This is a genomic window from Streptomyces sp. NPDC002580, from assembly GCF_042889485.1.
Taxonomy (GTDB): Bacteria; Actinomycetota; Actinomycetes; order Streptomycetales; family Streptomycetaceae; genus Streptomyces.
On record NZ_JBIAQZ010000012.1, the window covers coordinates 276,469 to 299,570 of the forward strand.

A 23,102-nucleotide genomic window follows, 5' to 3' on the forward strand; every position below is an offset into this window, starting at 1 on the left:
GGACCCCTGTTGCCGGCTCCTCCGGACCCTCAGCCGGAGAAGCCGACGTGCGCGAGCCGTACGCGGCCGCGCAGTCCGAGGTGGACGTCGTGCACACCGTCGGCGGTGAACGCCGCGCTGAGGGTGCGGTAGTCGTAGGGCCCCCGCGTCGCGTCCAGCGCGAGTTCGGTGGGCGGCGAACCGTCCACCGGGCCTCCGGCGGCACGTGAGGCGGCCGACGGGCCGCCGTCCAGGGAGATTTCGACGACGCCCTCGCCCGCGACCTCGACGGTGACCCGGGTGACGCCGTCGGCGAAGTCGCAGTCCCGGTAGAGGAGTTCGCCCGTCCCGTCGCCCGCCGGGGTCACCGCCTCGCCCGCCTCCCTCGTCAGGTCGACGATGACGGTGTTCCGCTGCTCGTCGAAGTCGGCGGCCCGCAGGCCGAGTTCGCGGACGGGGCGGGGTGAGCCCGGTTCGCCGTCGAGTTCCACGGTCGCGCGGAGCCGGACGTCCTCGCTGGAGGCGCCGACCAGCAGCTCGTACGCGCCCGGCTCCAGCCGTCGACGGCCGTGCGCCACGTCCCAGAACTCGAAGGCGGAGAGCGGGAGTTCGAAGGTGACGGTCGTCGAGGCGCCCGGCGCGAGCCGGATGCGCCGGTGCGCGGCCAGCTCGCGGCGCGGGCGGGGCACCGAGGGAGCGACGGCGCGGATGTAGAGCTGGGTGACCTCGTCGGCGGGCACCGTCGAGGTGTTGGTGACGGCGCAGGAGACCGTCAACGCGTCCGCGTCCGCGTCGGCGGCCCGGTGGATCCGCAGGTCCGCGTAGGCGAAGCGGGCGTAGGACAGGCCGTGTCCGAACGGGAACAGCGCGGCGCCCTCGAAGTAGAGATAGGTCTGCCGGCCGCCGATCACGTCGTAGTCGAGCAGGCCGGGCAGGTCGTCGTCCCCGGCGTACCAGGTCTGCGGCAGGCGCCCCGCGGGGGACACGTCACCGGCGAGGACGCGGGCCAGCGCGATACCCGAGGCCTGCCCGCCGTGCGCCGTCCACAGCACGGCGGGCAGATCGGCGGGGTCGACCGCGTACGGGTAGGAGGAGACGAGGGCCAGCACCGTGTCCGGGTTCGCCGCGCGGGCCGCGCGCAGCAGCCGCTCCTGATGGGCGGGCAGCCGCAGGGTCGTACGGTCCTCGGTCTCCCGCCCGTTGATGTGCGGGTCGTTGCCCGCGACGACGAGGACCACGTCGGCCGAGGCGGCGGCACGGACCACCGCGTCCTCGCCGCGCTCGCCGTGCTCCAGCTCGAAGATCTCGGCGCTCCCTGCGTCCGCACCGGCAACCTTCACGCCGTCGGCGGCGACACACACGTACCTGCCCGTCCCGGTGTGCTTCAGGAGGTGGCCGCGCTCGTGGGAATCGGACGGCTCCAGGCGGAAGGTCTCCTGGACCACCCAGCCGCCCGGCTGGTCGGCGGAGGCGCGGACCAGGCCGTCGTCGGCGACCGAGAGGTAGCGGCCGTCGGGGGCGCGCAGGGTGAGGACGCCCTCGCCCCAGTCGACCAGCGCCAGTTCGGTGCCGACGGCGCCGGTGGTCAGCGGCGACAGGTCCGTGCGGCCCATGAGCAGCGCCGGGTCGAGGGCACCCTCGGCGCCGCGCACCTCGTCAGGAGCGTCGTCGGCCGCCGGGACCGCGAGGTACTCCCCGGACGACGTCCGCAGGCGTACGCGGTCCACGCCCTCGGCGAAGTCCACCTGCTCGGCGCCGAAGCGCTCGTACAGGCCCTCCAGCGGGGTCGAGCGGTGGATCAGCGTTCCGCTGTACCAGTCGAGCTTGCACTCGTCGGCGAGCAGGCCGACGACCGCGACCCGGGCGCCGGGTCGCAGAGGCAGCAGGCCGTCGTTCTTCAGGAGGACGATCGCCTGCTCGGCGGCCTCGCGGGCGAGCGCGCGGTGGGCGGGTGTGTCGAACTCCCCGGCGTCGAACCTCCCGGCGTCGAATTCCCCGCCGTCGAACTCCCCGGTGCCGGTGCCGGGGAGCGGGTCGAACTCGCCCAGCCGGAAGCGGACCGAGAGCTGGCGGCCGACCGCGGCGTCGATGTCCGCCTCGCTCAGCAGGCCGCGCGCCAGGGCGCCCCGGACGCGTCCGGTGATCCGCGAGCTGTCCGTGGCGTGGTCGGTGAAGCTGTCCACCCCGGCGAGGAGGGCCGCGGCGGTGGCCTCCTCGTGGGTGTCGAAGTAGTGCTCGGAGTCGACGAGGTTGGAGGGCGCGCCCGCGTCCGAGCAGACCAGCAGTTCCTCGTCCGTCCAGCCGCGCAGGTGCTCGCGCAGATACGGCGAGACGTGGTTGGGGCGGCCGTTGACCAGGTTGTAGGCGGGCATCACGCCGGCGACGGCGCCCGCCTCGACAGTGGCGCGGAAGGCCCGCAGATCGTACTCGTGCAGCACGCGCGGGCGGACGGAGGCGGACGAGGTGTCCCTGCTCGTCTCGTTGTTGTGCGCGAGCCAGTGCTTGAGGACCGGCGCCGTACGCCAGCGGACCGGGTGGTCGCCGCGCAGTCCGCGGGTGTACGCCGTGGCGATGGCCGAGGTGAGGGCCGGATCCTCCGAGTAGCCCTCCTCGTTGCGGCCCCACAGCGGGTGGCGCAGCAGATTGACCGTGGGGGACCAGACGTTGAGGCCCACCCGGTCGTCGTGGGCGCGCATCGCGCGGACCTCCGAGGAGACGGCCTGCCCGATCCGGCGCACGAGTTCGTCGTTCCAGGTCGCCCCCAGGCCGACGGCCTGGGGGAACACCGTCGCCGGACCCGTCCAGGCGACCCCGTGCAACGCCTCCTGGCCGGTGCGGAAGGCCTGTATCCCGAGGCGTTCGACGGCGGGTACGAACTGGTGCAGGAACGCGATCCGTTCGTCGAGGGTGAGCCGCGCCAACAGGTCGTCGATGCGCTTCGCGAACGGCAGGCTCGTGTCACGGAACGGCGGCGTGGGTGGCGTCTCTGCGGTCACGTGGCGATCCCTTTGCGATGGAACGACGAGGCACTTTCGAAGCGCTTCGATGCTCGATCGGCCGAGGGGCGGGTGTCAAGACTCCCGGGCGAACCAACTCCGTTTACCGGCCATGAGGTCAAGTGCCAGGCGGAACAGTTCCGTTGGGCGAGACCTCCGAGGAATCTTGGGGGCGACCCTTGTGCACCCCCAGGCGTTCACCTAACCTCGCAGCAACATCGAAGCGCTTCGATTGATGGGCTTCCCTCCCGCGGAGGGCACGGTCCTCCGAAGGCCGCTTCAGCTCAGCCGGATCCACTCGAGACACCGCAGCCGACGGCTCCACCGCCGGGTGTCCTGCCGTGCGCCATGAAGGGTTGACGCGATGACGCCGAACTCCGCCACCTCCGCCCCCAGCCGGAGAAGCTTCCTCGCCTCCACGGCGGTCGCAGCGGCCGCCGTGGCCGGCGGAACGTCCCTGCTCACCGCCTGCGGAGGCGGGCAGGACGGCAAGAAGGACGGCACCACCTCGGGGAAGGACGCGCAGAAGATCCTTCCGGCGTTCGTGGCGTCGAGCGTCGTCACGCCCGACATCCCGTCGAAGAACGGATCGGCGGCGGGGTTCACCCGGGCGATCGACCTGGGCGCGCTGAAGACGTCGGTCCCGAAGAAGCTGGGCGCCGGCGGCGACCTGAAGATCATGTCGCCGTTCTGGGGCAGCCCGCCGGCCGACGACAACGCGTACTACTCGGCCATGAACGAGGCCATCGGCGTCAAGGTGACCTGGCAGAACCAGGACGGCAACACCTACGACGAGAAGTTGGGCGCGATCCTCGCCTCCAGCGACATCCCGGACGTGGTGGTCGTCCCGGGCTGGAACCTGAACGGCAAGGTACCCAGCGCCGTCAACGCCAAGTTCGCCGACCTCGGCCCGTACCTGTCCGGCGACAAGGTCAAGGCGTACCCGAACCTCGCGGCCGTACCGACCGACGCCTGGCAGCGCTCCATCTTCGGCGGCCTGCTGCGCGCGATCCCGATGCCGGCCTCGTACGTCACGAACATCGCGCCCTTCTACCGCAAGGACATCTTCGCGAAGAAGGGCTACACCCCGCCCACGTCGCCCGACGAGTTCCTGGCCTGGGCGAAGGAGGCCACCGACGCCAAGGCGAAGGTGTGGGCCTGCGACGACCTCAAGTGGACGGCCTTCAACGTCTACGGCGTCCTCAACGGCAGCGACAAGGCGCTGTGGTGGGACCTCAGGGACGGCAGGCTGGTCAACCGGATCGAGACCGACGAGTACCTCGAGGCCCTGGAGTGGACGCGCAAGCTGTACGCGGCGGGCGTCGTCCACCCCGACGCCAAGGCCGTCAAGGGCGACGCGTCCAACCGCTTCACCGCGGGCCAGTCCCTCGTCTTCAACGGCGACCTGTCCTACTGGTACGGCTCGACGGCCGAACAGCGCACCCAGAACAAGGACTTCGAGATGGGCGCCTTCGACATCTTCGGCCCCGACGGCGGCGACCCCACGCTCTGGGCGACCCAGCCCGCCGGCATCTTCACGTTCGTCAGCAAGAAGGCGTCCAAGCGGCAGATCAAGGACTTCCTCGCGCTCGCCGACTACTGCGCGGCCCCGTACGGGACCAAGGAGTACATGCTCACGGTGTACGGCGTCGAGGGCACCGACTACACGCTCAAGGACGGTCTGCCCACCAAGACCACCAAGGGCACCAATGAGGTCAACGGCGCCTACGACTACACCGGGGACCCGGCCGCCTACCTCGCCCACCCGGATCTGCCGGAGATCGCCAAGCTCCAGGTGGAGTGGCAGCAGCGCATGGGCGCCTTCACCAAGAAGTCCTCCTTCTACGGCCTGACGATCACCGAGCCCAACCGGTGGACCAACCTCGCCAACGACTTCGAGCAGCTGGAGGACGACATCGTCCGCGGCCGCAAGAAGATCGCCGACATGCAGCAGGCCGTCGCGGACTGGAAGAGCAAGGGCGGCGACGACCTGCGCGCCTGGTACAAGAAGCTGCTCGACGACAACGGCTCCGCGGCCAAGTGACCGGGCACCCGAGGCGAGGAGTGTGACCGTGTCCCACAGCACGGTGCCGCGGAGCGGGGCCGGGGCGCAGGCGGACGGGCGGACCCCGGAGGGGAGTCCGCCGGACGCCGCCGCCGGACGCACCGGCCTTCGGCGCGTCCGGCGGCGGGCCGACGGGCGCCGGTCCGGGAAGGGGGCCGCGGCCGGCTCCGGGAAGCCGAGTCTCCGGCTGCGGTTCCGACGCGACCGGACCCTGATCCTGATGACCCTGCCCGCGGTCGCGCTGCTCCTCGTCTTCACCTACGTACCGGTCCTCGGCAACGTCGTCGCCTTCCAGGACTACGACCCGTACCTGAGCGACAACGGCTTCGTCGCGATCTTCGAGAGCCCCTGGACCGGCCTGGAGAACTTTCAGCGGATCTTCGCGGACTCGGCCTTCTGGCACGCGGTCCAGAACACGTTCGTCCTCTTCCTCCTCCAACTGGTGCTGTTCTTCCCGGTCCCGGTCGGCCTCGCGCTGCTCATCAACAGCGTGGTCAGGCCCCGGGTCCGGGCCGTCGCCCAGGCGGTCATGTACCTCCCGCACTTCTTCTCCTGGGTCCTCGTCGTCACCGTCTTCCAGCAGATCTTCGGCGGGGCGGGCATCATCGCGCAGACCCTGCGCCGCCACGGGCACCAGGGCATCGACCTGATGACCGACCCGGGGATCTTCAAGTTCCTGGTGACGGCCGAAGGCGTCTGGAAGGACGCGGGCTGGGGCATCATCGTCTTCCTCGCGGCCCTCGCCTCCGTCCCGCCCGACCTGTACGAGGCCGCCGCCATGGACGGCGCCGGACGCCGGCGGCGCATGTGGCACATCACGCTGCCCGCCCTGCGCCCGGTGATCGCCCTGCTCCTGGTGCTGCGCGTCGGCGACGCGCTCACCGTCGGCTTCGAGCAACTCCTGCTCCAGCGCGACGCGGTGGGCCCCGGCGCCTCCGAGGTCCTGGACACCTACGTCTGGTGGAACGGCATCCGCAACCAGGACTTCGGCTACGCCGCCGCGGCCGGGCTGGTCAAGGGCGTCGTCGGCCTGGGGCTCGTCCTGACCGCCAACAAGGTCGCCCACCTCATGGGTGAGCAGGGGGTGTACAAGAAATGACCGCCGTGACCTACGAACGCCGTGACCGGCCCGGCCGCTGGGCCCCGCCGCCCCGGCCGCCCTGGGAGGAGGAGCCGTCGAAGGCCGGCCTCGCGGGCAAGGGGATCGTCCTCGTCCTGGCCGCCCTCGCGATCCTCTTCCCGCTCTGGATCGTCATCGTCACGAGCCTCCAGTCGAAGAGGACCATCGACGCGGCGGGAGGCCTGGTGGTCGTCCCCAAGGGCTTCACCCTCGTCGCCTACCAGGAGCTGCTCTCCGGCGGCCAGGTGCAGCGCGCCGCCCTCGTGAGCCTCGGTGTGACCCTGGTCGGCACCCTGTTCAGCATGGCGGTCTCGGTCCTGTGCGCGTACGGACTCTCGCGCGTCGGATCACTGGGCCACCGCTGGTTCCTGATGCTGCTGCTCGCCACCATGTTCTTCGGCGCGGGACTCATCCCCACCTATCTGCTGGTGCAGGCCCTCGGCCTCACCGACAGCTACCTCGCGCTGATCCTCCCCAGCGCGGTCAGCGTCTTCAACATCCTCGTGCTGCGCGCGTTCTTCATGGGCATCTCGCCGGAACTCGTGGACAGCGCCCGCATCGACGGCGCCGGGGACTGGCGCATCCTGTGGCAGATCGTGATGCCGCTCTCCCGGGCGGTCATCGCGGTGATCTCGCTGTTCTACGCGGTCGGTTACTGGAGTGCCTGGTTCAACGCCTCCATCTACCTGACCGACCAGGACATGATGCCGCTGCAGAACGTCATGATCCAGCTGGTGCAGAAGCAGGAGCGCCCCGCCGGACTCGCCACACAGGTCAACACCGGCCAACTGTCGCCGCTCGCCATCCAGATGGCCGTCATGGTGATGGCGCTGCTGCCGGTGGCCGTCCTCTCGCCCTTCGTCCAGCGGCACTTCAGGAAGGGCATGCTCACCGGCGCCGTGAAGGGCTGACCCCCCTTCTCCGCCGTCGGCCCTCCGCTCCGCCGCGGCCGACCCGCTCCTGACAGCGGTCGGCCGCGGCGGTCCACTTCCCCCTCCCCGATCGAGGTAGGCCATGCGCACGCCCACCGGAACCGGTCCCACGCCCGGGCGGCCGAGTCTGAGCGACGCCACCCGGGGCCGCGTCCTCTTCGGCGGCGACTACAACCCCGAGCAGTGGCCCGAGGAGACCTGGCACGAGGACATGCGCCTCATGAAGGAGGCCGGAGTCAACTCCGTCACCCTCGGGGTCTTCTCCTGGGCCAGGATCGAACCCCGCCCGGGAGCAAGGGAGTTCGGCTGGCTGGACCGCCTGATGGATCTGGCCCACGAGCACGGCATCGGCGTCGTGCTCGCCACCCCCACCTCCTCGCCGCCCCCCTGGATGGGCCGGCTGCACCCCGAGACGCTGCCCCGGGACGAGGACGGCCGCGTCGAATGGTGGGGTTCGCGTCAGCACTTCTCGCACTCCAGCGCCGTGTACCGCCGCTGCGCCGCCGCCATCACCGAGGACCTGGCCGCGCGGTACGGGAGTCATCCCGCGCTCACGATGTGGCACATCAACAACGAGTACTGCACCTTCGACCACGGCGACGAGGCCGCGGCCGCCTTCCGCCGCTGGCTCCAGGACCGGTACGGCACCACCGAAGCCCTCAACACGGCCTGGGGAAGCGCCTTCTGGGGGCAGGTCTACGACGACTGGAGCGAAGTCCTTCCGCCGCGTCACGCGCACTACACGAAGAACCCGACCCAGGTGCTCGACTTCAGACGGTTCACCTCCGACATGCTCCTGGAGTGTTACGCCGCCGAGCGGGACATCGTGCGCCGCCACAGCCCGCACACCCCGGTGACCAGCAATTTCATGCCGATGTGGGTCGGCCAGGACGCCTGGCGGTGGGCCGTCGAGGAGGACGTCGTCTCCGTCGACCTCTATCCGGACCCGCGCGACGCGCTCGGTGCGCAGAACGGTGCCCTCGTGCAGGACATGACGCGGTCCCAGGCCGCGGGGGGACCCTGGATGCTCATGGAGCAGGCCGCCGGAGCCGTCAACTGGCGCGGTGTGAACCATCCCAAGCCGCGCGGACTGAACCGGCTGTGGTCGCTCCAGGCGGTGGCGCGCGGCGCCGACGCCGTCTGCTACTTCCAGTGGCGGCAGTCCCGGCAGGGCGCGGAGAAGTTCCACTCGGGGATGATCGGCCACGCCGGGGAACAGGGCCGCGCCTTCCAGGAGATCAAGCGGATCGGTGCCGAACTCGGCCGGATCGGACCTCGGGTGGCGGGCGCCCGCGTCGAGGCCGACATCGCGATCCTGCACGACTGGAACTCCTGGTGGGCGGGCGATCAGGACGGCCGCCCGTCCTCCCGGGTCGACTACGCCGAGGTCGTACGGGCCTGGCACCGCGCGCTGTGGGAGGCCCACCTCACCACCGCGTTCGCGCACCCCGAACACGATCTCTCCGCCTACCGGATGATCGTCGTGCCCCAGCTGTACCTCCTCACGGACGCGGCGATCGACAACCTCCTCGCGCGGGTGCGCGCGGGCGCCACGCTCGTCTGCGGCTTCCTCACCGGCGTCGCCGACGAGGACGACCGGGTGCGGCCGGGCGGCATGGACGAGCGGCTGCGCGAACTGTTCGGCATCCGCACCCTGCACGAGTGGTGGCCCCTGGACGCGGGGGAGACCGCCGTGTGCGACGGCTTCTCGGGCACGCTCTGGTCGGAGGAGATCGAGCCCGACGGCACCGCGGTCACCGAGGCCCACTACCGGGACGGCGAACTGGACGGACTGCCCGCCGTGCTCCGCAAGGGCACGGCCCGGTACCTCTCCACCCTTCCCGAACCGGCGGCCCTGCGCGGACTGCTCGCGCGGGCGGCGCACGGCGCGGGTGTGCGGCCGGTGCTCGACGGGCTGCCCGACGGCGTCGAGGCCGTCCGGCGCGGCGACCTGCTCTTCCTGCTCAACCACCGCCCGGGCGAGGTGACCGTCGAGATCCCGGGCGGCCACCGCGACCTGCTCGGCGGCGCGTCCGTCGACGGTTCCGTACGGCTGGAGCGTCACGGAGCGGCGGTGCTCACCCGATGACGGACACCCCGCGCGCGTCCGCACCCGCCGCCCCCGTCCACGGCACCTGGGAGCCCCGCCCGGCGGCCCGTTGGGAGGACGCCTTCCTCAGCGGGAACGGCACGCACGGCGTCATGGTGTTCGGCGATCCGGACGACGACCGGGTCATCGTCAACCATCACCGCCTGACGCGCCCCAACGGCAGCGCCGACGCGCGCCCGCCCGAACTCGCCGACCGCCTCGCCGACGTACAGGACCGACTGCTGGCCGGGGACACCACCGCCGGGGAGGACTTCACCGACGGACGGCCGCTGCTGTGGGTGCAGCCCTTCCACCCCGCCTTCCGGATACGGCTGCGCCGTCCGGCGGCGCGGCCGGCCGCCTACCGTCGGGAGGCGGACTTCGCCACCGGGGTCGTCCGCGCCGCCTGCGGCGACTGGCGCAGCGAGGTCTTCGTCTCCCGCGCCGACGACGTGATCGCGCACCTCGTGACCGCCCCCGGCCTCTCGCTCGACGTGGCCCTGGACCACCGGCTGCCGGGCGCGCCCGCGGACCTCGACGTGGGACACGGAGCCGTCCGCACCCCCGAGGGCGCGCTGCTCACCCTGCGCGCCCGCTATCCGGGCAGCGACCTGGGATACACCGGGGTCACCCTCCTCGTCACCGACGGCCGGACCCGTCCCGCCCTTCCCGGCGTACGGGTCCGGGGCGCCGGGTCGGTGCTGCTGCTCACCCGGGTGATCCGGCAGCGGGGTGAACCGGACGAGCTCGCCGAGGCCCGCGCGCTGCGGGACCTGCTGTGCGGCCCGGCCCACACCCCGGCGGACGCCGAGCGTTCGTACGCCCGTCTCCTCACCCGCCACACGGCCCCGCACCGCGCCGCCTACAGCCGTGTCACCCTCGACCTGGGCGCTGAGCCCGCCGAACGGGCCCTGTCCGGATCGGAGTTGCTCCGGCGGCCGAACAGCCCCGCCCTCCTGGAGCGGCTCTTCGCGGCCGGCCGTCACCACCTGCTGTCCTCGGCCGGGACCCTGCCACCCCGCCTCACCGGACTCTGGACCGGCGACTGGGACACCGCCTGGTCCGGTGCGTTCACCACCGACGCCAACCTCAACCTCCAGACCGCGTCCGCCGCGTCCGCCGCGCTCCCCGAGGTCGTCGAGGCCCACAGAACCCTGGTCCAGGGCCAGTTGCCGCACTGGCGGGACAACGCCCGGGCGGTGTTCGGCGCCCGCGGGATCGTGGCCCCCGCGCACACCGACGGCGAGTCCGGCCACATCTACCACCTCAGCGACGCGTACCCCCTGCACGTGTGGACCGCCGGCGCCGACTGGCTGCTCAAGCCGCTCGTGGACCACGACGAGACCCGCGGCGAACGGGAGCCGCGCCTGGCCGCCGCGCTCGCCGAAACGGCCCGCTTCTACGAGGACTTCCTCACCCGGACCGACGCGGACGGCCATCTGGTGGTCGTACCGTCCTACTCCCCGGAGAACCGCCCGGCGAACGCCGGATGGATCACTCTCAACGCCGCCATGGACCTCTCGGCGGCCCGGCACGCCCTGCGCACCGCGGCCGACTACCACCCGGGGCCGGACGCCGGACGCTGGCGCGCGCTCGCGGACCGGCTGCCGCCCCACCGGGTCAACGCCGAGGGCGCGCTGGCCGAGTGGGCGTGGCCCGGACTCGACGACACCTACGACCACCGGCACCTCAGCCACCTCTACGGCGTCTGGCCGCTCGACGAGATCAACCCCTACGACACCCCGGAACTCGCCGCGGCGGCCCGTCGCGCGCTCGAACTGCGCGGCCCCGAGAACGACTCGGCGCACGGCCACCTCCACCACGCCCTGGTGGCCGCCCGGCTGCGGGACGCGGCGCGGGTGACGACCGCCCTCGACAACGTCCTGACCGGGGACTTCTTCCACGACTCCCTCATGAGCGGCCACTATCCGAACCGGCACGTCTACAACGCCGACGCCGCCCACACCCTGCCCGCCGTGCTGATCGAGTCGCTGATCCAGTCCACCCCGGAGCGACTCGTCCTGCTCCCCGCGCTCCCCGCAGGCCTGCCACGCGGAGAACTCCGGGGCGTCCGGACGCGGTTCGGCGCCGAGGCCGACATCACCTGGACCCCCGAGGGGGCCACCGCCGTGCTGCGCCCCGGCCGCACCTGCCGCGTCGAACTCCAGACTTCCGCCGGCGCGCGACCGCTCTCCCTGAGCGCCGGAGAAGACCGCGTCCTCACCCTGGGGCCGCGGTAGACACCCGCACCTCCCCCACCCATGGAAGGGACCCCCATGGCACCTCGCACCCGGAACAGGATCACCAAGGCCCTGATCGCCCCCACGCTCGCGCTCGGCGCGACGATCGGCCTCGCGTCCGCCCCCGCCCAGGCCGCCGTCTGGTCCTCCTGCGACCAGTGGGGCAACACCACCCTGAACGGCTACACGCTCTACAACAACATCTGGGGATCCGGCGCCGGCAGCCAGTGCGTCTGGGCCAACTCCGGCACCGACTGGGGAGTCTGGGCCAACCACCCCAACACCGGCGGCATCAAGTCCTACCCGAACTCCAAGAAATACGTGGGCAGGACGATCTCGGGGCTGTCCTCCCTCACCAGCACCTACAACGTCACCGTCCCGTCCTCCGGCGCGTACAACACCTCGTACGACATCTGGGACACCGACTACGACTACGAGACCATGCTCTGGGTCAACTACAACGGCGCCGTCGGCGCGCTCGGCACCTCCCAGGGGACGCTCACGCTGAACGGCAACACCTGGACCGTCTACAAGGGCAACAACGGCGCGAACGACGTCTTCTCGTTCCTGCGCAGCTCCGACTCCACGTCGGGCACCATCAACATCCTCCCGATCCTGAGGTGGATCGCGAACACCAAGGGCTGGATGTCCAGCGCCGAGACCATCGGCGACGTGCAGTTCGGCTTCGAGATCACCTCGTCCGCGGGCGGTCTCGACTTCGCCGCGAACAACCTGACGATCAGCAGCAGTTGACCCGAGCCCGACGGTGCCGCCGGTCCCTCACGGGGACCGGCGGCACCCGGTCGGGGCGGCTCTTCTAGCCGGTCACCGGAAGCCGCGCCCCGTCCCGCAGGAACAGCGGGATCCGGTCCAGCGGCGCGTCGACCGTCACGGCCGCGCCCCCCTCGTACGTCTTCCCGGTCCACGCGTCCGTCCACCGGGCGCCCGCCGGGAGGTAGGCCGTACGGACCGTCGCGCCCGCGGTGAGGACCGGCGCGACGAGCAGGTCCGGACCGAAGAGGTAGGCGTCGTCCACCGACCAGGCCGCCGGGTCGTCCGGGAACTCCAGGAGCAGCGGGCGCATCACCGGCAGGCCCTCCTCGTGGGCCTCCCGCATGACGTCCAGCACGTACGGCCTCAGGCGCTCGCGCAGCCGCAGGTACCGCTCCATGATCGCGCCGGCCTCCTCGCCGTACGACCAGACCTCGTTCGGGCCCCCGGTCATCCCCGGCCCCAGCGGCAGGCCGGGGTCACGGAAGCCGTGCAGCCGCATCAGCGGGGACAGCGCGCCGAACTGGAACCAGCGGACCATGACCTCGCGGTACGCCGGATCGTCCGGGTCGCCCCCGTGGAAGCCGCCGATGTCGGTGTTCCACCAGGGGATGCCGGACAGCGCGGTGTTGAGGCCCGCGGCGATCTGGCGGCGCAGGGTCGCGAAGTCGGTCCCGATGTCGCCCGACCACAGGGCCGCTCCGTACCGCTGACTGCCCGCCCAGGCCGAGCGGTTGAGGGAGACGATCTCGGTCTCCCCGGCGGCGAGCATGCCCTCGTAGAAGGTGCGGGCGTTCTCGCGCGGGTAGAGGTTGCCCACCTCGAGACCCGGGCCCGCGTGGTAGCGCAGGTTCTCGGCGAAGCCCGGCTTCAGCTCCGGCTCGCAGGCGTCCAGCCAGAAGGCCGAGATGCCGTACGGATCGAGGTAGTTGTCCTTCACCCGGGACCACAGGAAGTCGCGCGCCTCGGGGTTCGTGGCGTCGTAGAACGCCACCTGGACCGTCGAGGCGACCTGCTTGTCCGGCCAGTCGGCGTGCGCCATCGGTCCGTACTCGGTGCCGATGAACCAGCCCCGCTGCTCCATGAGCGCGTGGTTCTCCGAGAGCGGCGAGACCGACGGCCAGACCGACACGACCAGTTTGACGCCGAGACCGGCGAGTTCGGCCTGCATGGCCGCCGGGTCGGGCCACTCGGCCGGGTCGAACTTCCAGTCGCCGAGGTGGGTCCAGTGGAAGAAGTCGCAGACGATGACGGACAGCGGCAGGCCCCGGCGCTTGTACTCCCTTGCCACGTCCAGGAGTTCGTCCTGGGTGCGGTAGCGCAGCTTGCACTGCCAGAACCCGGCCGCCCACGCGGGCAGCATCGGCGTCCGGCCGGTCGCCGCGCTGTAGCGCCGCTGGGCGTCGGCCGGCGTGCCCGCGGTGATCCAGTAGTCGATCTGGCGGGCCGAGTCGGCGACCCAGCGCGTCCCGTTGCCGGCGAGTTCCACCCGCCCGATGGCCGGGTTGTTCCACAGGAGGGTGTAGCCGCGACTGGAGGTGAGCACCGGGACGGTCACCTCGGCGTTGCGCTGGACGAGGTCCAGAACCGTGCCCTTCTGGTCGAACAGCCCGTGCTGGTGCTGGCCGAGGCCGTACAGCTTCTCGCCCTCGTACGCGGCGAAGCGCTGCTCCAGACGGTGGTGGCCGTTGCCGGTGGGGGTGTAGAGCCGCGGTCCCGGCCACCAGAAGTGGGCGCGTTCCTCGGCGAGGAGTTCCCCGCCGTCACTGGTGCGGGTGAAGCGGAGCAGTCCCTCGGCGCTCACCTCGACGGTCAGCGCCCCGACCGTCAACCGGCCCGCGCCGCCCCGGAGTTCGACCCTGCTTCCGGTGGCTCCCGGCTCGTCGAGCAGGGCTCCGGGGAGGCCTTCGAGCACGGGGCCGCCGAGCCGGGCGCGGACCCGGACCGCGTCGGGGCCCCACGGCTCGATCCGGACGGTCTCCGAGCGGCCGCTCCACTCCAGCGCGCCGTCCCGGTCGCGGAACGTGCCGACGGTCGGGGAGGACTGCGCGAGGCTGACCTGGGGCTGTGTTTCGGCAGGCTGATTCACGTGGTGTGCTCCTGAAGGAGTGCAGACATGAAGGACGTGCGGACGGGGTGCCCGGGACGGGGCACGAAGGTGCGCCGGTCCTCCGGGGAGGGAGGGACACGACATCGCGGGGAGGGGCCGGGGGAGAGCGCCCTCGGAAGGTCCTGGATCAGCGGGGGCAGGGGCTCGTGCGTGGAGCGGGCGGTCCTGGGCGGAGGGAGCCGGTGGGGCCGGTTCAGGGAGCCGTGGGCGCGGGGCCCGTGCTCGCCCGGACCGTGAGCTCCGGTTCGATCAGCACGACTTCGTCCTTGCCGTGCCCTTCGAGCTTGGCGATGAGGTGTTCGACGGCGTGCCGCCCCATCTCCTGCGCGGGGATGGCGACCGAGGTCAGCCGCACCGAGGCCTGGGTGGCGACCTGGTCCGGGCAGATCGCGACCACCGACACGTCCTCGGGGACGGCACGGCCCTGCCGGCGCAGCAGCGCGAGCAGGGGTTCGACCGCCGACTCGTTCTGGACTACGAAGCCCGTGGTGCCCGGACGTTCGTCGAGGATGCGGGCGAGCGTCAGGTCCATCGCGTCGTAGCCGCCCCCGCAGGGGCGGTGCAGTACGCGCAGCCCCAACTCCCGCGCGCGGGAACGGAGTCCGTCGAGGGTGCGCTCGGCGAAGCCGGTGTGCCGCTCGTAGACGGCGGGCGCCTCGCCGATGACAGCGATGTCACGGTGGCCGAGCATCGCCAGGTGCTCGGCGCACAGCGCGCCCGTGGCTCCGAAGTCGAGGTCGACGCAGGTCAGGCCCGTGGTGACGGCGGGAAGGCCGATGAGTACGGACGGCTGGTCCGTTCCGCGCAGCAGCGGCAGCCGCTCGTCGTCGAGCTCGACGTCCATGAGGATCATCGCGTCGGCGAGCCCGCTGCCGGTGACCCGGCGCACCGCGTCGGGTCCCTCCTCGCCGGTGAGCAGTAGGACGTCGTACCCGTGCGTCCTGGCGTTCGTGGCCACCGCGATGGCGATCTCCATCATCACGGGTACGTACATGTCGGTGCGGAGCGGGACCATGAGCGCGATGATGTTGGACCGGTTGCTCGCCAGGGCCCTGGCCCCCGCGTTCGGGTGGTAGCCGAGCTCCTGGATGCTCCGCTCGACCCGCTGCCGGGTGCCCGCGGAGATGGACCGCTTGCCGCTGAGGACATAGCTCACCGTGCTCGCCGAGACTCCGGCGTGCTGGGCGACCTCGGCGAGGGTGACCATCCGGCTCTCCAAGCTTGTGAAGCGCTTCGACAGTGCGCGGGGTGCGGATCGGGGCGAGTGGGGGTGGCTCGACAGTAGCCGGGTGGCGATAGCGTGTCCAGAGGTTGTCGAAGCGCTTCGACAGTGAAATTCCTGGACCCGCTTCAGCGGCCCCGCGCATCCGCCCCGGCCCCCGGTCCCGCGGTGCACAGACGGTCCCCCGGGAGGGACCTCCGGCGCAACACCGGCGGTCGCACAGGTCCAGGAGCCGGAGGAACGGGGGAAGGGCTTCGTCGGCCGGTGGTCCGGCGGGTGCCCATTGGGCCGAACGCTGTGCGAGGACTGGTGGGGTCACCCGGAATCAGGTAAATACGATCGAGTAGAACCAGTCGGTAACGAACTGTCCCAAGATCCCTATTCGCGGCGAGGTGAGCCTCATGTCCGCAACACCCCCAGCCCAGCCCACCGTCACCGAACGCGAGGCACGTCAGGTCGCCGAGGCCGCGCGGGAACAGGGCTGGCAGAAGCCCAGCTTCGCGAAGGAGATGTTCCTCGGACGCTTCCGGCTGGACCTCATCCACCCGCACCCGCTGCCGGCGGCCGAGGACGTCCAGCGCGGCGAGGAGTTCCTCGCCAAACTGCGCGATTTCTGCGAGACGCAGATCGACTCCGCCCGCATCGAGCGCGAGGCACGGATTCCGGACGAGACCGTCGACGGACTCAAGGAGCTCGGCGCCCTCGGCATGAAGATCGACCCCAAGTACGGGGGCCTCGGCCTCACCCAGGTGTACTACAACAAGGCGCTGGCCCTGGTGGGCTCCGCCAGCCCGGCGATCGGCGTCCTGCTCTCCGCGCACCAGTCGATCGGCGTACCGCAGCCGCTGAAGCTGTTCGGCACGCCCGAGCAGAAGGAGGCGTTCCTGCCGCGGTGCGCCCGCACCGACATCAGCGCCTTCCTCCTCACCGAGCCGGACGTCGGCTCCGACCCGGCGCGGCTCGCCACCTCGGCGGTGCCCGACGGGGACGACTACATCCTCGACGGGGTGAAGCTGTGGACCACCAACGGTGTGGTCGCCGACCTGCTGGTCGTGATGGCCAGGGTGCCCAAGAGCGAGGGCCACAAGGGCGGGATCACGGCCTTCGTCGTGGAGACCAACTCGCCGGGCGTCACCGTCGAGAACCGCAACGCCTTCATGGGCCTGCGGGGCATCGAGAACGGCGTCACCCGCTTCCACCAGGTCCGGGTGCCCGCGGCCAACCGTGTCGGTCCCGAGGGAGCGGGGCTGAAGATCGCGCTCACCACGCTCAACACCGGCCGGCTGTCGCTGCCCGCCTCCTGCGTGGCGGCCGGCAAGTGGTGCCTGAAGATCGCCCGCGAGTGGTCGCTGGTCCGGGAGCAGTGGGGCAAGCCGATCGCCCGGCACGAGGCGGTCGGGGCGAAGATCTCCTTCATCGCGGCCACCACGTTCGCCCTGGAGGCGGTACTCGACCTGTCCTCGCAGATGGCCGACGAGAACCGCAACGACATCCGCATCGAGGGCGCGCTGGCCAAGCTCATCGCGTCGGAGATGGGCTGGCGCATGGCCGACGAACTGGTCCAGATCCGCGGCGGCCGCGGCTTCGAGACGGCCGCGTCGCTGGCGGCCCGCGGCGAACGCGCCGTCCCCGCCGAGCAGGTCCTGCGCGACCTGCGCATCAACCGCATCTTCGAGGGCTCCACGGAGATCATGCACCTGCTGATCGCCCGCGAGGCCGTCGACGCCCACCTCACGGTGGCCGGTGACCTCATCGACCCCGACAAGTCCCTCTCGGAGAAGGCGAAGGCGGGTGCCAACGCCGGTGTCTTCTACGCCAAGTGGCTGCCGAAGCTGGTGGCGGGAGCAGGGCAACTCCCGGGCTCGTACAACGAGTTCAACCGCGAGGTGGACCTCTCCCCGCACCTGAGGTACGTCGAACGCAACGCCCGCAAGCTCGCCAGGTCCACCTTCTACGCCATGTCGCGCTGGCAGGGCCGGATGGAGACCAAGCAGGGCTTCCTGGGCCGGATCGTCGACATCGGCGCCGAACTCTTCGCGATGAGCGCGGCCTGCGTCCGGGCCGAGCACCTGCGCGCCGCGGACGAGCACGGACGCGAGGCCTACCAGCTCGCCGACGCCTTCTGCCGCCAGTCCCGCATCCGCGTGGACGAACTCTTCGGCCGGCTGTGGACCAACACGGACGCCGTGGACCGCAAGGTGGTCGAGGGCGTGCTGTCGGGCACCTACGCCTGGCTGGAGGAAGGCGTCGTGGACCCGTCCGGCGACGGCCCCTGGATCGCCGACGCGACCCCCGGCGAGAGCCGGCGGGAGAACATCCACCGGCCGATCCGCTGACACCTCCCCCGGCAGACGCGGCGCTCCCGCTCCGCCGCCCGCCGCCCGCCGCACCGGAGCCGTGCGGCGGGCGGCGGGCGGCCGGGCTCCCGGCCGGCGACGTCGCCGAACCGGGCCGCGCGGCAGCGGGGATCGCGACCGGAGGGGTACGGCGGACGCGCCCCGCCGACCGCATCGGGGCCCGGAACGAGGGACGCCCTGTCCGTGCGCCGCCGCGATGCGGCCACAATGGGGGGATGAGCGACAGTCCAGCCCCCCTCGCCGATCCGCATCTCGTCTTCGACCCCGTGGACGGGGTCCGGGATGTCGTGATCCTCGGATCCACCGGCTCGATCGGCACCCAGGCCATCGACCTCGTGCTGCGCAACCCCGACCGGTTCCGGGTGACCGCCCTGTCCGCCGCGGGCGGCAGGGTCGACCTGCTCGCCGAGCAGGCCCACCGGCTGCGGGTACGGACGGTCGCCGTCGCACGCGAGGACGCGGTCCCGGCACTCCAGGAGGCTCTCGCGGCCCGGTACGCCCCCGGCGACACGCTTCCCGAGATCCTCGCCGGAGCCGACGCCGCCGCCGAGGTCGCCGCCTCCGCGTGCCACACCGTCCTGAACGGCATCACCGGCTCCATCGGCCTCGCCCCCACCCTCGCCGCCCTCGAGGCGGGCCGCACCCTCGCGCTCGCCAACAAGGAGTCGCTCATCGTCGGCGGCCCGCTGGTCAAGGCGCTGGCCCGGCCGGGCCAGATCATCCCGGTCGACTCCGAGCACGCCGCCCTCTTCCAGGCGCTGGCCTCCGGCACCCGCTCGGACGTGCGCAAGCTCGTCGTGACCGCCTCCGGGGGCCCGTTCCGCGGCCGTACGAAGGCCGAACTGGCGGACGTCGTACCGGCCGACGCCCTCGCGCACCCGACCTGGGCCATGGGCCCGGTCATCACGGTCAACTCCGCGACCCTGGTCAACAAGGGACTGGAGGTCATCGAGGCGCACCTCCTCTACGACATTCCCTTCGATCGCATTGAGGTGGTCGTGCACCCGCAGTCGTATGTCCACTCGATGGTGGAATTCACGGACGGCTCGACGATCGCCCAGGCGACGCCCCCCGACATGGGAGGCCCGATCGCCATCGGGCTCGGCTGGCCCGAGCGCGTCCCGGACGCGGCGCCCGCCTTCGACTGGACGAAGGCGTCGAGCTGGGAGTTCTACCCGCTCGACAACGAGGCCTTCCCGTCGGTGGGACTCGCCCGGCACGTGGGGCAGCTCGCGGGTACGGCCCCGGCGGTGTTCAATGCCGCCAACGAGGAGTGCGTGGACGCGTTCCTGAACGGCACCCTGCCGTTCAACGGGATCATGGAGACCGTCACCCGGGTCGTCGAGGAACACGGCACACCGCGTACGGGAACTTCCCTGACCGTCGCGGACGTCCTCGAAGCGGAGACCTGGGCGCGCGCCCGGGCCCGTGAACTGACGGCACAGACGACAATCGCGGAGGCTCGTGCATGACGACCCTGATGTTCATTCTCGGCATAGTGGTCTTCGCGGTCGGCCTGCTCGTCTCGATCGCGTGGCACGAGCTGGGACATCTGTCGACGGCCAAGCTCTTCGGCATCCGGGTGCCGCAGTACATGGTCGGCTTCGGCCCGACCATCTGGTCACGCACGAAGGGCGACACCGAATACGGCATCAAGGCCGTCCCGCTCGGCGGCTACATCCGCATGATCGGGATGTTCCCGCCCGACGACGCCGGCCGGATCACGTCCCGCTCCACCTCCCCGTGGCGCGGCATGATCGAGGACGCCCGCTCGGCGGCCTACGAGGAACTCAAGCCCGGTGACGAGACGCGCATGTTCTACACGCGCAAGCCGTGGAAGCGGGTCATCGTCATGTTCGCGGGCCCGTTCATGAACCTCGTGCTCGCGATCGGCCTGTTCCTCACCGTGCTCATGGGCTTCGGCATCCAGCAGCAGACCAACACGGTCGCCTCGGTCTCGGCCTGCGTCATCGATCAGAGCCAGCACCGGGACACCTGCAAGAAGTCCGACCCCGCCTCCCCGGCGGCGGCCGCCGGCATGAAGAACGGCGACAAGATCGTCTCCTTCGGCGGCAAGCCGACCGAGGACTGGAACACGCTCTCGGACCTCATCCGCGACAGCGCGGGCAAGGACGTGGCGATCGTCGTCGACCGCAAGGGCCAGGAACTGACCCTGCACGCGAAGATCGCCACCAACCTGGTCACCAAGAAGGACTCCAGCGGCACCTACGTCCAGGGCGAGTACGTGAAGGCCGGCTTCCTCGGCTTCAGCGCCGCCACCGGAGTCGTCAAGCAGGACTTCGGCGACTCGGTGGTCTGGATGGGCGACCGGGTCGGCGACGCCGCGAACTCCCTCGTCGCCCTGCCCGGCAAGATCCCCGCCCTGTGGGACGCGACCTTCGGCGACGGCCCGCGCGAGCAGGACTCCCCGATGGGCGTCATCGGCGCGGCCCGGGTCACCGGCGAGATCGCCACGCTGGACATCCCGGCCTCGCAGCAGCTGGCCATGGCCGTGTTCGTGGTCGCCGGGTTCAACCTCTCCCTGTTCCTGTTCAACATGCTCCCGCTGCTCCCGCTCGACGGCGGGCACATCGCCGGGGCGCTGTGGGAGTCGCTGCGGCGGAACCTCGCCCGGTTGATGCGCCGCCCGGACCCGGGTCCGTTCGACGTGGCGAAGCTGATGCCGGTTGCCTACGTGGTGGCCGGAATCTTCGTCTGCTTCACCCTGCTGGTGCTCGTGGCAGACGTCGTCAATCCCGTGAAAATCTCTTAGTCGTACAGCGTTGGCGACGGCCGGGCACCCTGGGTGCCCGGCCGTCTTCCGTTGAGCGGGTTCGAACGCCGGGGCGTGATGTGCCCGGTGGCGCGCCCGTACCGTAATCTCGAAGCCCGGAGCCCATGATTCCCGGGACCTTGATCCACAACTTGGGGTTGCACAGCAGATGACTGCGATTTCTCTCGGCATGCCGTCCGTTCCGACCAAGCTGGCCGAGCGCCGCAAGACCCGGCAGATCCAGGTCGGGACCGTGGCCGTGGGTGGAGACGCACCCGTCTCGGTGCAGTCGATGACGACCACGCGGACGTCCGACATCGGCGCCACGCTCCAGCAGATCGCCGAGCTCACCGCCTCCGGCTGCCAGATCGTGCGCGTCGCCTGTCCCACCCAGGACGACGCCGACGCGCTCGCCACGATCGCCAAGAAGTCCCAGATCCCGGTCATCGCGGACATCCACTTCCAGCCGAAGTACGTCTTCGCCGCTATCAACGCCGGCTGCGCCGCCGTACGCGTCAACCCCGGCAACATCAAGCAGTTCGACGACCAGGTCAAGGAGATCGCGCGGGCCGCGAAGGACACCGGCACCCCGATCCGGATCGGCGTCAACGCGGGCTCGCTCGACCGGCGCCTGCTCCAGAAGTACGGCAAGGCCACGCCGGAGGCGCTCGTCGAGTCCGCGCTCTGGGAGGCCTCCCTCTTCGAGGAGCACGACTTCCGGGACATCAAGATCTCGGTCAAGCACAACGACCCGGTCGTCATGGTCAACGCCTACCGCCAGCTGTCCGCGGCCTGCGACTACCCCCTGCACCTCGGCGTGACCGAGGCCGGGCCCGCCTTCCAGGGCACCATCAAGTCCGCGGTCGCCTTCGGCGCCCTGCTCTCCGAGGGCATCGGCGACACCATCCGCGTCTCCCTGTCGGCCCCGCCGGTGGAGGAGGTCAAGGTCGGCCTGCAGATCCTGGAGTCGCTGAACCTCAAGCAGCGCGGCCTGGAGATCGTCTCCTGCCCCTCCTGCGGCCGCGCCCAGGTCGACGTCTACAAGCTGGCCGAGGAGGTCACCGCCGGCCTCACCGGCATGGAGGTCCCGCTGCGCGTCGCCGTCATGGGCTGCGTCGTGAACGGCCCGGGCGAGGCCCGCGAGGCCGACCTCGGTGTCGCCTCCGGCAACGGCAAGGGCCAGATCTTCGTCAAGGGCGAGGTCATCAAGACCGTCCCCGAGTCGAAGATCGTGGAGACCCTCATCGAAGAGGCGATGAAGCTCGCCGAGCAGATGGAGGCCGCGGGCATCGCCTCCGGCGAACCGTCGGTGTCCGTCGCCGGCTGACCCCCCCTCGCGGCTCCGCACCACGCCCCGCGCGACCCCTCCGCGGCCCCGCGCCTCCGCACCCGCGGAACACGGACCGGCGGGGCGGCGGCTGGGTCCCGGCCCCCGGCCGGGAACCCCCGCCCGCCCGTGACCGGTACAGCCGCCGCGCGGGCACCGGCGTCGGCCGGTCCGGCCCGCGCGAGGGGCGGCGGCGTACAACCTCGCCAGGTACAGTGCGGAGATCAGCAGACCCCAGGGTGAGGCCCCCGCACGTGTTGACCCAGACCACCACCAGGGTCCTCGAACCGAGTGACCTGGACGCCGCGCTCGCCGTCCTCGGCCGCGAGCCGGTGACGAACGCTTTCGTCACCTCCCGCGTACAGGTCGCGGGGCTCGACCCCTGGCGGCTCGGCGGCGAGATGTGGGGCTGGTACGAGGACGGCATGCTGCGGTCCCTCTGCTACGCGGGCGCCAACCTCGTCCCGATCTGCGCCACCCCCCGCGCAGTGCGCGGCTTCGCCGACCGGGCCCGCCGGGGCGGCCGCCGCTGCTCCTCGATCGTCGGACCGGCCGAACCCACCGCCCAGCTGTGGCGCCTGCTCGAACCGAGCTGGGGCCCCGCCCGCGAGGTCCGCGCCCACCAGCCGCTGATGGTCACCGACCGGCTGCCCGCCGACGTCACCCCGGATCCGTACCTCCGTCGCATCCGCAAGGACGAGATGGAGACGATCATGCCCGCGTGCGTGGCGATGTTCACCGAGGAGGTCGGCGTCTCGCCGATGGCCGGCGACGGCGGCCTGCTCTACCAGGCGCGCGTGGCGGAACTGGTCGGGTCCGGCCGGTCCTTCGCCCGCCTCGACCAGGACGGCAAGGTCGTCTTCAAGGCCGAGATCGGCGCCGCGACGGCCCACACCTGCCAGATCCAGGGCGTGTGGGTGGCCCCCGAGTACCGCGGCCGCGGCCTTGCGGCCCCCGGCATGGCGGCCGTCCTGCGCTACGCCCTCGCCGACGTCGCCCCGGTCGTCAGCCTCTACGTCAACGACTTCAACACCGCCGCCCGCGCCACGTACCGCCGCGTCGGGTTCCAGGAGGTCGGCGCGTTCATGAGCGTCCTGTTCTGACGCCCGGCCCGGGCTCCG

Annotated in this window: 14 protein-coding genes; 11 read left to right on the plus strand and 3 right to left on the minus strand. The window is 71.4% G+C overall.

The window, feature by feature from the left end; genetic code table 11:
• Positions 1-29 precede the first annotated feature (29 nt).
• Positions 30-2,975: a glycoside hydrolase family 3 C-terminal domain-containing protein gene (locus tag ACFYW7_RS32740; protein WP_389509033.1), complete on the minus strand. Its 2,946-nt coding sequence runs from the start codon at positions 2,973-2,975 to the stop codon at positions 30-32.
• 364 nt (positions 2,976-3,339) lie between these two features.
• Between ACFYW7_RS32740 and ACFYW7_RS32745 the strand changes: the two genes are divergently transcribed.
• From ACFYW7_RS32745 to ACFYW7_RS32770, 6 genes are all read left to right on the plus strand, one after another.
• Complete coding sequence (locus ACFYW7_RS32745) at positions 3,340-5,019, plus strand: extracellular solute-binding protein (RefSeq protein WP_389509035.1); 1,680 nt, start codon at positions 3,340-3,342, stop codon at positions 5,017-5,019.
• A 28-nt stretch (positions 5,020-5,047) separates the two neighbouring features.
• The gene (locus ACFYW7_RS32750) at positions 5,048-6,139 is read left to right on the plus strand and encodes an ABC transporter permease (protein WP_389509037.1); all 1,092 of its coding nucleotides are present in this window, start codon (positions 5,048-5,050) and stop codon (positions 6,137-6,139) included.
• Positions 6,136-7,071 (plus strand): carbohydrate ABC transporter permease, encoded by a 936-nt coding sequence (locus tag ACFYW7_RS32755; protein WP_389509039.1) that lies wholly within the window; start codon positions 6,136-6,138, stop codon positions 7,069-7,071. The genes ACFYW7_RS32750 and ACFYW7_RS32755 overlap by 4 nt, the downstream gene beginning before the upstream one ends.
• Positions 7,072-7,174: 103 nt before the next feature.
• Complete coding sequence (locus tag ACFYW7_RS32760) at positions 7,175-9,181, plus strand: beta-galactosidase (RefSeq protein WP_389509041.1); 2,007 nt, start codon at positions 7,175-7,177, stop codon at positions 9,179-9,181.
• Positions 9,178-11,421 (plus strand): glycoside hydrolase N-terminal domain-containing protein, encoded by a 2,244-nt coding sequence (locus ACFYW7_RS32765; RefSeq protein WP_389509043.1) that lies wholly within the window; start codon positions 9,178-9,180, stop codon positions 11,419-11,421. The genes ACFYW7_RS32760 and ACFYW7_RS32765 overlap by 4 nt, the downstream gene beginning before the upstream one ends.
• Positions 11,422-11,457: 36 nt before the next feature.
• On the plus strand, positions 11,458-12,174 hold the full coding sequence (locus tag ACFYW7_RS32770) for a hypothetical protein (protein ID WP_389509045.1): 717 nt from the start codon (positions 11,458-11,460) through the stop codon (positions 12,172-12,174).
• Between the two features lie 64 nt (positions 12,175-12,238).
• Here the strand turns inward: ACFYW7_RS32770 and ACFYW7_RS32775 are convergent, their stop codons facing one another.
• The gene (locus ACFYW7_RS32775) at positions 12,239-14,281 is read right to left on the minus strand and encodes a TIM-barrel domain-containing protein (RefSeq protein ID WP_389509047.1); all 2,043 of its coding nucleotides are present in this window, start codon (positions 14,279-14,281) and stop codon (positions 12,239-12,241) included.
• Between the two features lie 214 nt (positions 14,282-14,495).
• Positions 14,496-15,509, minus strand: a complete 1,014-nt coding sequence (locus tag ACFYW7_RS32780; RefSeq protein ID WP_389509049.1) for a LacI family DNA-binding transcriptional regulator — start codon at positions 15,507-15,509, stop codon at positions 14,496-14,498.
• Between the two features lie 416 nt (positions 15,510-15,925).
• Between ACFYW7_RS32780 and ACFYW7_RS32785 the strand changes: the two genes are divergently transcribed.
• The 5 genes from ACFYW7_RS32785 to ACFYW7_RS32805 all read left to right on the plus strand — a co-directional run bounded on the left by ACFYW7_RS32785 (position 15,926) and on the right by ACFYW7_RS32805 (position 23,084).
• Positions 15,926-17,860: an acyl-CoA dehydrogenase family protein gene (locus ACFYW7_RS32785; protein ID WP_389509051.1), complete on the plus strand. Its 1,935-nt coding sequence runs from the start codon at positions 15,926-15,928 to the stop codon at positions 17,858-17,860.
• A 236-nt stretch (positions 17,861-18,096) separates the two neighbouring features.
• Positions 18,097-19,353: a 1-deoxy-D-xylulose-5-phosphate reductoisomerase gene (gene dxr, locus ACFYW7_RS32790; protein WP_389509053.1), complete on the plus strand. Its 1,257-nt coding sequence runs from the start codon at positions 18,097-18,099 to the stop codon at positions 19,351-19,353.
• Positions 19,350-20,654, plus strand: a complete 1,305-nt coding sequence (locus ACFYW7_RS32795) for a M50 family metallopeptidase (RefSeq protein WP_389509055.1) — start codon at positions 19,350-19,352, stop codon at positions 20,652-20,654. The genes dxr and ACFYW7_RS32795 overlap by 4 nt, the downstream gene beginning before the upstream one ends.
• A 169-nt stretch (positions 20,655-20,823) precedes the next feature.
• Positions 20,824-21,981, plus strand: coding sequence for a flavodoxin-dependent (E)-4-hydroxy-3-methylbut-2-enyl-diphosphate synthase (gene ispG / locus ACFYW7_RS32800; RefSeq protein WP_389509057.1), 1,158 nt, complete (start codon positions 20,824-20,826; stop codon positions 21,979-21,981).
• 254 nt (positions 21,982-22,235) lie between these two features.
• Positions 22,236-23,084 (plus strand): GNAT family N-acetyltransferase, encoded by an 849-nt coding sequence (locus ACFYW7_RS32805; RefSeq protein ID WP_389509059.1) that lies wholly within the window; start codon positions 22,236-22,238, stop codon positions 23,082-23,084.
• Positions 23,085-23,102 lie beyond the last annotated feature (18 nt).